At 40.0% G+C, this 14,195-nt stretch carries 7 protein-coding genes and 1 pseudogene; 4 read left to right on the top strand and 4 right to left on the bottom strand.

Annotated features, from left to right (window positions below):
• A pseudogene (locus EHR06_RS19060) lies at positions 1-3,435 on the top strand (RHS repeat domain-containing protein); the annotation flags it as partial.
• A 1,681-nt stretch (positions 3,436-5,116) separates the two neighbouring features.
• On the opposite strand, the gene EHR06_RS19055 reads toward EHR06_RS19060, so the two are convergent.
• The 4 genes from EHR06_RS19055 to EHR06_RS19040 form a co-directional block, all read right to left on the bottom strand.
• Positions 5,117-6,388: a hypothetical protein gene (locus tag EHR06_RS19055; RefSeq protein ID WP_135758471.1), complete on the bottom strand. Its 1,272-nt coding sequence runs from the start codon at positions 6,386-6,388 to the stop codon at positions 5,117-5,119.
• Positions 6,389-6,393: 5 nt separating this feature from the next.
• Positions 6,394-6,999, bottom strand: a complete 606-nt coding sequence (locus EHR06_RS19050; RefSeq protein ID WP_135758470.1) for an LIC_13076 family protein — start codon at positions 6,997-6,999, stop codon at positions 6,394-6,396.
• Between the two features lie 123 nt (positions 7,000-7,122).
• Positions 7,123-8,205 carry a helix-turn-helix domain-containing protein gene (locus tag EHR06_RS19045; RefSeq protein ID WP_167492320.1) on the bottom strand — a complete coding sequence of 361 codons (1,083 nt, stop codon included), beginning with the start codon at positions 8,203-8,205 and terminating at the stop codon, positions 7,123-7,125.
• A gap of 111 nt (positions 8,206-8,316) precedes the next feature.
• Entirely contained in the window at positions 8,317-9,567 is a 1,251-nt protein-coding gene (locus tag EHR06_RS19040; RefSeq protein ID WP_135758468.1) for a PilZ domain-containing protein, read from the bottom strand.
• Between the two features lie 350 nt (positions 9,568-9,917).
• On the opposite strand from EHR06_RS19040, the gene EHR06_RS19035 reads away from it, so the two are divergent.
• Genes EHR06_RS19035 through EHR06_RS19025 form a run of 3 tightly spaced genes read left to right on the top strand, consistent with a single transcriptional unit; the run spans position 9,918 to position 14,195 of the window.
• Positions 9,918-11,201 (top strand): response regulator, encoded by a 1,284-nt coding sequence (locus EHR06_RS19035; protein ID WP_135758467.1) that lies wholly within the window; start codon positions 9,918-9,920, stop codon positions 11,199-11,201.
• A gap of 12 nt (positions 11,202-11,213) precedes the next feature.
• A complete protein-coding gene (locus tag EHR06_RS19030) occupies positions 11,214-13,748 on the top strand; it encodes a chemotaxis protein CheW (protein WP_135758466.1) in 2,535 nt (844 codons plus the stop codon).
• 3 nt (positions 13,749-13,751) lie between these two features.
• On the top strand, positions 13,752-14,195 hold the full coding sequence (locus tag EHR06_RS19025) for a chemotaxis protein CheW (protein WP_135758465.1): 444 nt from the start codon (positions 13,752-13,754) through the stop codon (positions 14,193-14,195).

The raw sequence follows: 14,195 nt of genomic DNA, 5'->3' as shown, positions 1-14,195 counted from the left end.
GATATAGGGATTATCCATCTTAAAGAACCCACTTGGTATTTTGCTATGTCGGATGGGATCGTTCCAGACGTTATGCAACTCGTCAAAAACGGGATCGGTGGAAGTTACGAATTCGAATACACTGATTCCACCAAATTTGATAATACCGGTGGAGATGGTGTTCCGGATTTACCCGGAAGTTATAGAGTTTGTACAAAAATCACCGCAGACGATGGCTTTAGCAATCGGATCTTCAAAACTTACGAATATAGCAATGGGTATGCATTCTCCGCTTTTATAAATGGAAAAGTGGAAAAGGACTTTTTTGGATTTGGGAATTTTACGGAAAAGGATCCTTATGGTGTTAAGAAAGCCCGCCAATACAATAATGTTCCTTATTCTGATTTTATGATGAATCGAGCCTTAAGCAGTGCAGAAAAAGAATCACATTTGGTCGGTGCAGATAGTCAGGACTACGGATCTATTTTACGAACTTATGACGTAAAGAAAATTGAAACTTCTTCTGGGATTACAAGTTACATGGTAATTCCCACTCTACAAGAAAATTATATCAAAGGAACTAAAACTAAAACCACCAGGCAGAATCTGGAATTGAACGGTTACAATCTTTCCAAAAAGACGGAAACAATTACCGATCTATTCTCTGATTCTGCTCATCCTTCCGTCTCCATAACGAATATTACCGAATTTGAAACTATTACTTTAAGCAATCAAACTCGGACTAAAAAATCCGTAAATCTGGCCGGCTCTTCTAATGAAGTCTCCACTTCTGTTACTTACGATACCCAAGGAAATCCGATCCGTAGTGTGACTAGTTATACAGGAAGCGGGCTTGGGGTTGTTCCTCCTAAAATTACAGAGATCTCTTATGATACTCTAGGAAATTTGATCTCTCAAAAAGATGTAAGTGGAAATCCTGCAAGGGGGACGGATTTCGTTTATGATGCTCAACTTAAACAATTTGTAGTCGAGAAAACCAGTTTTGGTGGTTCGATCCGACTCAAGAATTTATATACTATAGATTATACTACAGCATTCGGCTCGCCTCTCCAGACCACGGACCCGAATGGAAATAAAACGATATATGAATTCGATTCGTATGGGAGAACTGTGAAAATTTCCGCAGATACGGATTCAGGTACAAAGGTACTTGGCACATACGATTATGATTCTTCTTTTCCTTTGAGTGCAAAGTCTGTTCTTATTGCGGGAACCTGGGATCCGGATTTTGCATTAAGAGAATATGCGGACGGGCTGGCAAGGACTGTATACAAAGTTAAAACTGCTTCGGAAGGAAAAGCGGTGCGAACCGGTCGAATCGTATATGATGGGGCCGGTAGAATCTCTCGACGAGGCCAATCGGATTGGACGGATACAGGAGATTTGGATCACTTTTCTCTACATATGGAAGAAAAGAATCCGACTCTTTTCGAATACGACGCTGTTGGTCGAGTAACAACTGCAACTCTACCCTTGGCAGAAGGAGAAACTTCTCCTACGATTCTCACTACAGTATATAATGATCCGTATGAACGTATAGAAATCCATAATGGCGGAACAAACAAAAGGACCATATTGGATGCGAGAGGACAGGTTCTTTATGTAGAAGATTCCGGTAACGACGGAGTCGTTGCCCAAATCGGATTCTGCTACGATCTCGCAGGAAATCGTATTAAAAAGTCTGATCTAAACGATGGAACTCCTCTCAATTGTAGCGATATCTCCACTGGGATTGCAAATAAAGATGTATCCGGCAAGAACCAGGCTTATTGGTCTTATGACGGATTTGGAAAGGTGAAGGTTCAGAGTGATCCGGACCTGGGTGTGCAGAAATACGAATATACTGCATTTGGCGACTTATCCAAATCCACAGACGCAAAGAATATTGTAACTACCTTCGGATATGATCCTTTGGGCAGGATGAATACTAAAGTCCAACCGGAAGGGACTACGTATCTGACTTATGATTCCTTATCCGGGAGCCAAAATTCTCTAGGAAAACTAGTCAAAGTTGAAGACCAGGTCCAAACGAAAACATTTAGTTACGATAAATTGGGGAGAATAAAAAAGGAAACCCGCTCCTTTAAGAATATCCCACTGAAAAACGGAGATGTTCCCTATATTACCGAATATGAATATGATCTTTTGGGTAGAGTAAGTAAAATCGATTATCCTGCCCACCCTGTAAATCATTCCAGACTCAGGGCCTGTTACAACTATGGAACTGCAGGATATATTACCGGTATCTCCGTACAAGTGAATACGAACGGGATTTTGCCGGGGCTATGCAATAAGACAGTTGTAGAAAACATTACCTATACTGAATTCAATCAAACCGCAGGCTTTACTCTTGGAAACGGAATCGTCACTAATTACGCTTATGATGCAAGGCAGAGGCTTGTAAGACTCCAATCCTCCGGGGATGTGGACGGGACTACCAAAGTATTGCAGGACGCAATCTATACATTCAATAGCAGAAATAATATTATAAATATAGCAAATACTGCCTCGGAATATACCACGCAGTACAACTATGAATACGACGGACTCAGTCGTCTTGTAAACGCCCAAGGCACCTATTTCGAACCTACAGATGCATATACTAAACAATTCAGACAAAGTTTCGATTATGCCAAAAACGGAAATCTAACAGCTAAGAGATCTCATAATTTTAGCACCGGTGCGATACTTGACGAAAGACTTTACCAGTATGATAACCATCAAGTTCGTAGGATAGACTCTTCTAAATTTGGTAGCGATACTCTTACCATGAATTATGATGCATCCGGAAATATGATCCGACAAAGAGATCAGGTTCTGGATCTAACTAAACAGATGGAATATGATTCAGAGAATAGAATCGTAAGAATCCGTGATAAAGACAATTATACCATTGGGATTTATTCTTACGATGAGGGAGGCTTCCGAGTCCATAAGAGTGCTTTGGTCCCTGACGGAGCCGGAGCCCAATACAAGCACCAGGAAATTCTATATCCGAGCAAATTTTACGGATTAGAATATATGGATGAGGAGAATGTTTTAAGGTCCATTAATAATATTTACCTGAATGGGGTCCGCATTGCGGCAATCACGGAAGACGGAAGAGCGGCATTCTATCTAACAGATCAAGTCGACTCCGTATCTACGGTTTTGGACGATACTGCTCACACTTTATCTCGTATGCAATATGAGCCTTACGGAGATACCTTTGTCCAACGTGGAAATTTGGCATTCAGTCCTAAATACAACTCCCAGGAATTGGACAAGGAAAGCGGATTCTATTTTTATAATGCAAGATATTATGACGCGAGTATCGCACGATTTGTTACCGCAGATACGATCATTGATGGGGAACTTAATACGCAAGGTTGGAACAGATTCTCCTATGTGAAAGGGAATCCGATTCTGTATAAAGATCCTACCGGACATGAAGCAGGGTGGTTTGATAGCCTAACTAGTACAGTGAAAGGAGCCTTCGGAGTCGGAGGAAAATCTAAACTGGAAGAGTATAATGATAAAGTTGATTCAATGAATACTATTCCTAAAAATAATGGTGCTGCAACAAATCAAAAAGAAGGAACTGGGTCGGGAAATGCTGGCAAGGTAGTGCCTAATCCGTTCGGAGTCGGCGTTACAAAAAAAGAAGAGAAAAGCTGGTGGAATCCATCATCCAGTGATAGTGAATTAAAAAATAAATCTGATTCTGCTGCAAAAAAGAAAGAACAGGAATACGAGGATAAGGTACCTGAATTGCGAACTAACGCAGATGGAGTCCATGTTGAATTCCTTCGGCCTAGAGGACAAAAGGCGGGAGAATACGTCGAAGCGGAAGCTGGAGTGACGCAATCATTAGAGAATGGTAGGTTTTACACAGAACCGGATGGAAAAGGAAATGACATTATGCATAACGAATTTGGATCGAAAGCTGTATATTATTACCATAAGAATGGAAAAGACGTTTTCAAATGTAATCCATACCAGACATGCACAGTCCCATTGGAGATTTACACCCCCTCAAAGTTAGAGGAACTGGGTGGTAAGCTTTTGGACGATAAGCAAAAGCCGGCTACACAATATGATTCTAGAGGTGGTAATTCTTCTACAGGTGTTAGGCAGTAAGTCTGGATGATTTCTATTACCGCTAGACTCTATAGCTAAATTAATCAGTGTAGCTTCCATATTCGGAGTAATAGCCTTATGTTTAAAGTTATCCCATTTAGCTTTATTACCCTATTACTACAATGCTCATCTGCAACTGGAGGTTATGATCTAATCTCGCATGGAGTAGATACCCAATATCAATTGCGTTATGCTTCAGAGACCAATTATTTCGAATCACTTCGTGATTTGGGATTAGATTATAAATCTAGAGCTTTCTTCGTTGAATATGAAAACCTCAGAACGATTCTTTCTGATTCGAATAATAGGAATTTGAATTTCTACACTGATCCATCCGCTCTGACGAAAAAGGAAAACTATTTATTATGGGAATTTTGCGGATCTTCTAAAGAATTCGTTGATCAAGATTTTTCTTTTCTTCTAAACGATAATCAAATAGAATTATTAGTTTCGTTCGACTTTGATTTCCCTTTCTTTAAACTCGGGTTAGGTAAAAGGACTTTCTTTCCGCGCAAACCTGCCGAAGAATATGTTAAGTCGGGTTCCGCAAATGGGGTTTTAAAGTGTCGCAGGTATATTTTAATTTCAGCAAAAGATATCTTTAGGAAAGGTAAGAATATTTTTACGATCAAGTTTCAATCGGATAAAATGGTTAATTTCAGATTTTTCTATGATCGAGACTTCGTAAAAAGATATAAGCCGTTTTTTGTGGATCTTGGGGAATAGTATTTAGATATTTCTCATATGCAATGGTATCGACTCGTTCTTTCCATCGAATCCCAACCGCAATCAAGCTTTGAGTTCGTAATTAGCTATCGGATCTCCTGATTGAAAAGCAGAATATTCTTTGTTCTATGACCATCGACTGTCCCAGCGGAAAATAAACGGCAAGGGCCTATAATTTGTCTATTGTCCGGATGAAATCGCGAATGATAAAACTAAGAATGGTGCGGGAAAGTTTGTGCCAGGTTTGGAATGAAATGCGCGTGAATTGCCCTTAATTGCCGATAACTTCGAGTACCCCTATATAGAATCCCTGAGTGCTATAGTCGGTGATCATGGAACTGCATTGACCGTGTGTGTTCCTATACAAAGTGATCATGTAGATCCCTGGCTCGCTTGGGGATTTAAGCGAGTTATTAAAACCAATATTTTTCGGATAGGGACCTATATCGCTGTATTGTTGGCAGGCCCTCGAGTCGGGAGTCGTGCCCAAACGACTTGAACTATAGATACCGACTAGAAAAGGGACGGAACAATTTACGTTACAACTGCTTGTTATCTGAAAAGATAATGTAAAAGGAATCGTTTGGCCAGGGTTTCCTACCCAATAATTTCCTTGGCCTCCCATTGTAAATGCGGTCACATTCGTACTCTGGATGGAAAGTTGAGAATAGTTCGTGGGTGGATCATTATCCGAAATTTTAAAGGTATGATCGCTTAGAGTAAAATTAGAATACCTAAGATCATCGGATACTATAGAATGAGTTACTAATCCATTATGTGGTCCTTCTACCACGCTATCGTCAATCGCGGAAATTGTGACCGTTTGAGCCTGAGTCCAATTGGAGTTTGTAAATGTAAGATCGATCGGAGAAGAGGAGCCGTTTACTTGGATTTGGTTATTCGGGGTAAGAGTCACGATAACGTCCGAGATCGGTTGTCCCGTTAACGATATGTTATACTGACCGGTTGCACCGCCCTCCGCTCCATTGGAAGTAGTTTTTGAAATAAAGATCTCGGCGCTATCGTTATCCGATATATCCACTCTTAGGGAATAAGTAGAGATATTGGAAAAAGCGACGTCGGCGCTGGATATGGAGTGTGTGATAAAAGCGGAAACAGTCCCTTCTACATTACTATTATCTAATGCGTTTACGGAAATCGTTTGGAATTGATCCCAGTTTTGGGGAGTGAATTCGATCCTGACCGTATTTGCACTTCCGTTAATCTGCATTCGATTTTCGGGGCTTATATCCAAATATACGGACTGGGTCGGTTCAATTTTCAACCGGATGTCGTAAGAAGACCCGTTGCCTCCTTCTATTACATTTAATTGTGTTTGAGAAACTTCCAAATAATCTTCCGCATTTTTATTCGTTAAAGAGGAAGGTTCAACCGCGAGTAATATTCCTAAAAAATCGGAATTAAAAGATTCTGTCGGATTTCCGGATAGATAATCCTCCAAATAAGCTTGGTAATGAAAATATCCACATCGAATATGGAATAAAGAAATAAAAATAATAAAGATCTTATATATCCGGAGCATGATCGTTAATCCAATGAATATCTTACTTTTAAGATATCTCGTTTATAGAATTTTTTTCGGGCTCCGTCCTCGTCTTCAATCTCCAATATTTCAGTGTCTTGGGCTACTACTTTGCCTTGTTTTAGGCTTCCGTCCATAAACCAGATTAGCGGGAGATTGGATTTGAATTTTTCACCAAATTCTTTTTTAGCTCTTTCTGTCAGAAGTTGGGGCAGATCTTTGTATTCTTTTTCGATCTCACCTAGGATCTTATTTCTTTCATGTACTAAATATTCGGTCTCCACCGGAGGAAAATCCCCGCAGTCTTGGTAAGAAAATGTTTTTCTTCCGACAGAGGCGATGATCCCAAGCGGAATAGTGACCAATATGTCTTTCCAGGTTACCTTCTCTCGGATCTTGATCTTTTTGTATTTTGAACTTTGGAATTTTGGCTCGTTGATGGAATAGAGCCCGTACAACCAATAGTATTGCTCGTATTCTCCTATCTGCTTACAATCCGTATCTTGGTTTTTGGATATTCTAACCTGATTGGCTTGGTCTATAAAAACTTGGTTTGTTCCGCAAGATACGAAAAGGAAATAGGATAAGATCTTAATGATCGAATGTTTCATTTTTTTCTTCAAAAATATCGTTCAATCTAATCGTTCCTCCGATCAAACGATCTTATTTTATAAGGATAAGCGACAGTATACCCGACAAACGAATGATAGTCGTCCATCCGTATAATTCTGGACCTAAAAATCGATAGCGGCCCGAAATTTTTTCGGATGCATTCCGGTATGTTTTTGGAAAGCGAGATGAAAAGAGGATTTAGCCTTGAACCCGCATTCGTAAGCAATGTCAAGGATGCTCATTTCAGGCTTTGTTTTCAGCATTTCACAGGCTAAATTTACTCGCCATTCGTTGATATAGTTGCGAAACGAGATCCCCTTTTTCACATTCAAATATTCGGAAAGTTGGTGGACGGTCACATCCGCATATTTTGCCAGATCGGCTAATGTGATCGATTCTTCCGTATAGATCCTATCTCTTTGCATGATCATTTGTAGACGCTCTTCCAATTCATCTAAATCGATTTCGTTCAGTCTGGATTGTTTATAAGGTTTCTGGATCTCGTAACCTTTCCTGAGCTGGTAGCTAATGTATCGTTTATATAAAAGGAAAAATAGAGGGATTATGATACCCGAAGACAAAATATGAAGATCTAAATAAGAAGTTTTCGAGACGGCTCTTTCCGCAAATCCGAAAAGGGACCGAATGATCAACAGTCCGGAAACGATCCTTATAATTCTTCCCTGCATTCCTAATAAAAAATTCCGTGAACGAAAATATGTGACCCCTAATCCGTATATTTGATATAAGATTGCGGATATTAAGACTAATGGCGGAATTAAACTTACACTTTTTGAATTTGTTCCAGAGGTCACAACATTCAAAAATTCGAATCTATGATCGTAATTTATAAAATAGGTCGGAAGAATGATCGCAAAGGAAATCAAACAGGGGAAAAAGTCTTTGATTACTGAGGCGAAATCTCTTTTAAGCTCCTCTAAGGTCGCTAGATTACTAATACATCTGAGAGATCTCGGCAAAGCCCAAGCGTGGCAAAACATTATGGGGCCCGCAAAATAGATCAAAGTTGCTGCATAATCTTTATGCCCCGAAAAAATAGCCCATCCTAATAGCATGAAAAAAGAATGCGAAAGGTAGATTACGATTAAATACAATCTCCAAGGATATTTTTCCTTGGAAATACCTTCTCCCAAAAACAGAAAAAGTGAGAGAGAACCGGAAATTATAGTTATCTTTTCGATCAAACCTTCCATATAACGAAAGTAAAATGGATTACTATTTTCGTGTAGGACTTTTTAGGATTGAATGCGCAGTATATCCTTCTTCGGGCTTAGGCGATTTTTGTGAGGATTGGGTTAAAATTTCTTTCTTTTTGGACGCAGGCTTCGATAAATTTTAAAAGCCGTAGCGTCACTTCCACCGGCGCTTATACGATTGCGTAAGGACTGCAGATTATATTCCAATTTTCTTAAACTGGAAAGCTGCTCTTGGTCGTAAATGAATTGTAAACCTAAAGAAAGTTTTCCACTTCTATCGACTGAGCGCCAGCAGATCTTCGCATTCATGTGAATAGGAGGTCTTCCCTTGAATACAAGGTCGAATTTGAGACTCTCTTTTCCGTAAAGGTTATATAATAGATCTTTTTGATGTATCCTTATTTTTGCACCGGATTCGGAAATATTTAATACACTGAATCGGTCCGTTGCCTTGATCGAATCGGAACTTTGGATCGTATTGATGATCCTTTCCGATAATGCATAGAGCCCGGAAAGATCTTCCGCTAGGATCGGTTCTCGATAGCTTCTGATCCAAAGATAAGCTTTGGGATAGGAGTCTTTATCATTTTTATCATATAAGATCGGAAGTATAAGTTCCGATATAATTGATTCATTCTTATAACTTCTAATTGCAGAAAGAATGTTTTTACCGAAGTAAGTGCTGTATTGTACGAATTGAGGCAGGGCTTCCGTGTAAGAGCTAGGTTTACTCGTATTTTGGATGTAGAAGATCTTTTTAGTTTTTCTGACGATCTCAAATTTGGATTCCTGTCCGGATTGAAAGAGTCCTATCTTGATCTCTCCGAATTTAGGATGTGTCAATTCGTCTTTAAAGATTTCTAACGCTTCCCGAATAACGTTCAGAGAAATATGGCGGTTTAATTCGAATCGTTCCGGATGATATACTACATTCGTTGCAAATACGGAATCGTTCTTAACTCGTAGCCTTTCTTCTTTTCGATTGGTTTTAGCAATAGAAATCGATTCGGCTTGCATTAAAAATTCGAAGTCATTAAGGCGTCTGACGGCTCTACAGTTCAGCTCTATATGATGTTTTAGTGTTCTTTGTAGAGTGACTTTTTCGCCCAAAGAGATAATAGATCCTTTTTGAAAACGTACTGCAATCTGTCCGGAATCCCCGAAAATTTTTGTGATAATCGCTTTTGTATCGGAAGACCAACCTTTCACTGCAAGTTCTTCCATATATAGGAAAGAATCTGCTATTCGGGAAATTGTGGAGGGATCGGACAGAACATCGCAGGGTCTTTTATCCGTTTCCTGATTGGCTATTGTCTTTTCCAAAATTAGACCCTTTTTCTTCTCTATCATTTTCTGACGAAAAAATGCCTAATGTCTCCACTGCTTACCTGAGATCGCGGGAATGTATTTTGAGTGATCCGGAAAAAATCAGTAACCTCTTTATATCCTTACGAATTCGGGAAATTGATATTTGTCAATTTCGCATTGTTGCTTTAAGGACAGTGTGTATGACGTTTGTGTGTAGAGTAATGTTTTTCTTATACATATTCAAGTGAAGTACCGTTAATTATATTTCTCATATTCAAAAGTAGTAGACCTGCGTAATAATTTCGATGTATCTCAAGTCTCTAAAAATTGTTCGATTGTGATCCTTGATCTTCATTCAAGCGAGCACGACGAGAACAGGGGAAGAAAGATATATGGGTCGGGAGTTAGATCAAGTTGTAGATATGCAGGTTCTTTCCGGAGAATCTAGGATGGGAAAAATTCTGATATTAGAGGATTCACCGGAGATCGCTACGGTCTACGATAACTTTTGTAGAAAGATGAATTGGGACTTCGATATCGCTTCTAACGGTAAGGAAGGAATGAAGAAGATCCTTTCCGCTTCTAAACCTTATGCGTTATACATTGTGGATTTGGTGATGCCTGAACTGGATGGGCCATCCTTTATACGTGAGCTTAAGAAGAAGGATCCGAATGCAATTATAGTAGTACAATCTTCTCTATATGAGCCTGACAAGATAATCGAAGTGATGAAGCTGGGAGTTTTTGATTATCTTGTTAAACCTGTTACGAGAGAAGCCTTTGATAGAACGGTCACCTTGGCTTTTCAATATAACAACTTGCGGGAATTTCAAGCGGGTGCGGAAAAATCGAATCGTGATGTATTAAAAGAGCAGCTGGATTGGTTAACATATAAAGAGTCCATCCGAAAGTCCGATGAGACTTCATTATCTCTTTCTACCATAAAATCTTTGAATACTTCCTTTTCTCAGGGATCCGGGATCGGTTCTATTCTTTCCCTTCTGGATCTGCTGAAAATGGGACATCAAACTACCGAGAACGGTGCATTGGTAAATAACGAAATATTAAATCTTCTTTATGCTAGCCAGGACGTTTTAAGAAAACAATTAGGAAGTCTGTCCACCATTCTGGCTCTGGCCGGAGAACAGGCAAAGATGGAAACAATTTCCATCGGCGATTTGGTAAATACTTTGACTAAAAGGTCTGAGGCGTTCGTTCCATTTTTGGATAAGAAGGACCTAAAGATACGGTTTTCGTCCTGCAAATCGAAAGGGTCACTTAAGGCGCAATTAGATTGGGTTGGCATCGTATTCGATGAACTCATCTTAAACGCTATGAAATATTCCAAGAAGTCAACCTTCATAGACGTTTATTTCGGTAAGATAGACGGATATTTCTGTATAGCAATCAAGAACGTAGTCACTTCCGCTCAAAACCTTGTAGATGAGGAAAATAAGGAAGTTTTGGTGACTCGCCCTTTCTTTCGTTTGCTTCCTCCTGTAGAGGAGTTTTCGGAATTAGAGAGGTTCGGAATGGGGCTCGGTTTGACAGCCGTCGACATGATAGTGAATAAACATCGTGGAATATTTAATATTCATAATGTTTCGGATCATACTTCCGCTGTAGTTGAACCTTGTGTAATGTCGGAAGTTTTCTTTCCCGTGGCATCCGTATAGGATATAGAATATATGGAAGTCGATTACGAAAACCTGTTAAAAGATTATCTGGTAGAGGCTAGAGAACTACTGGATATGGCTGAAGAGTCTATTCTCGAATTGGAGAAGGATTATCAACCGGAGCAGATCAATACTCTTTTTAGAGTGATCCATACTATAAAGGGTAACTCGGCCATTTTCGATTTTCCGTTGATCACCGGATTGGCTCATTCATTCGAAAGTCTTCTGAACCAATTCCGCAAAAAGGAGACCAAGCCTGCGGATAGGGAGATCGGTCTTTTTTTGGACTGTATAGACGCTCTTAAAGAAATGAACGAGCGCAGGAATAGCGTTCCTGATTCGAAAGTTTCCGAGTTGGTGTCGAGGATCAATGAAAGTCTGAAGGCGGATGAAAGATCAGGCGAGGACGAAAAACCTAGATTCGGATTATTTACTCCTCCTAAAAAGGATAAACCGGTCAATCCCTCTCCAAGTAAGGAAGGGGAAAGGATTTTGTTCAAAGATGGGAAAGTATTAATCCCTAAAAGTTATATCGTAAAGGCAGAGCAGGAAGCTTCTTCTCTTTTTCTGATCAAGTTTCAGCAGAAAGATCCGCAAGATAAAAATTGTTCGGATGTAATAGAGAAGTTTTCCGGTATCGGCATGGTTTTGAGCCACGGCGATTTTAACGGAAAGAACGGATCTTATTCGAACGGCTCCGAGAATAAAATACATTATGCTGTCATAATGTATTCTGCGGATAAGGAAAGTTTTTTGGAACTTTCTCCCGTTTCTTTACTTTCGGCTTCCACGATTTTTAAACCGGAATTAAAGGAAAACCCGCAGGTATCTCTGCCAACGTCGGACAGATCCGCTAAGCCAGTAGTTGAGGCCGAAAGTCAGACCAAGTTGAAAGAGGTTTCTGCGGAACATTATCTTAAGATCCCACTTCAGCTTTTGGATCATATGATCAATCTAGCGGGTGAAACAATTATAGTAAGGAACCAACTACTGCAAAAGATCGAGAGTTACGACGATCCTTCTTTACTATCTATAGTCCGTAATTTGAGCCAGTTGATCACATCCTCTCAAGAGAGCGTTATGCGAACTAGGCTCCAAAAATTGGAATCATTGTATAAAAGGATCCCAAGATTGATCCACGATCTTGAAAGGACCACCGGAAAGGAAGTCGAGCTATTCCTGGAGGGAGGAGAAGTCGAACTTGATAAAAATATAATCGATTCGATCTCGGATCCGATCACACATATGATCAGGAACTCTGTCGATCACGGAATAGAATCACCGGAAGAACGTGCCTTGGCGGGAAAACCTAAAAAAGGAAAAATACATTTATCCGCTTCTTTAAGAGGAGGGAACGTTATTCTCAAAGTAGAAGACGACGGTAGAGGATTGAACGTTGACAGTATTAAGAGTAAGGCGATTGAAAGAGGACTTATAACCGAAGAAGAAGCTAATAGAAAATCCCCGGAAGAATTATCCGAATTTATTTTTTCTCCGGGATTCAGCACGGCTAAGTCGGTGTCTTCTACTTCCGGCCGCGGCGTCGGCATGGACGTGGTAAAAATGAATTTCCAGAAAGCGGGAGGTACCGTTTCGGTTTCGTCCAGACAAGGTGCGGGGACTTCGGTTATCGCTTCCTTACCTCAGACTCTTTCCATCATAAATTGCCAAATGGTTAAAACTTCCGGAATGCTTTTTGCGATACCTCAACAGAATATTTCAGAGCTCATTTTACTCGATCGAAGGTCCCTATCTTATTTGGAAAATAAGATGGTGTATCAACTAAGAGGTCACCTTCTTCCTTTGATCAACACGGGAGTGTTACTGGGATTATCTTCCGATCGGTTGGAGGAAGAGAAGGACAAATACATCGTGGTAGTTCATACGGAAAAACACAAATTCGGAATGTTGATAGAAGAGATCGAAAATCCGGAAGAGATAGTGGTCAAACCTCTTTCTAAAGATCTGGCAAAGATCAATCTTTATACAGGCGCTGCGATCTTGGGCGACGGAAATGTCGCGTTGATCCTGGACATTTCGGGGATCAGCAAATTCTTAAAGTTACATACGAACGTAAAAGAGGAGCTTCGCTCTAAAACCGTTCGCGAGATCGGAGAGAAGGAGCATTATCTACTGTTCTCCGTCAATAAGCAGATGTTCGGTTTGGATTCAAGATCCGTGATCCGGATCGAACAAGTGGATCCGAAATATTTCGAAAGAGTTATGGATAGAGAGGTTATCCAATACCGCGGGGAAGTCGTAGAACTTTGCAGATTGGACCGTTATTTCAATCTGAAAGAAGAAGAAAAGGATGTGGAGAGAACTATGATACTCATCCAGACTTCTTTAGGGAAGAAGGGAATTCTTGTACAAGAAATCCATAATGTTGTGGGAGAAATAGATTCTTTTTCCAAGAACGAAGATCAATCTTCCGGAGTTATAGGTAACGGGATCGTATTCGGGCAAATGGTTATCGTTATCGATCCAATTGCCGTCCTGAAAAAGATCGGAAAAGATATAGTTCGTCAGGGAATTATTTCGGAGTGATATATGGCGGATCAAGAAGACAAGAAACAATATTTATCATTCTTCCTCGGGACCGAGATCTATGGACTTCCTTTGGAAGGATGTAAGGAAGTGGATCATAACAAAAGAATATTAAAAGTCCCTCATTCTCCTGATTACATAGAAGGGATCGTGAATCTACGAGGGGACCTTGTTACTATACTTAACTTAAGATCTCTTTTCGGCAAAGATAGTATAAGCGGAGAAGGAAAACATTCCCTCATTCGTTTAAAAGGAAAAAAAGAAACCTTCGCCATTCTTTCCGATTCGGTTTCGGATATCGTAGAAGTGGCAAACAAGGATCTAGAGAATTGCCCTTCTCATTTGAATGAGAAGGAGGCGAGATTCATTCGAAACGTAACCATTTTAAAAGATAAGACCATGATAATTTTAAACAGGGAAGAGCTACTACGTCTAGAAGACGAGTGA

The organism is Leptospira dzoumogneensis, from assembly GCF_004770895.1.
GTDB classification, from domain to species: Bacteria; Spirochaetota; Leptospiria; order Leptospirales; family Leptospiraceae; genus Leptospira_B; species Leptospira_B dzoumogneensis.
The sequence above is the reverse complement of the archived record's forward strand: the minus strand, read 5'-3'. Positions and strand labels throughout refer to the sequence as shown.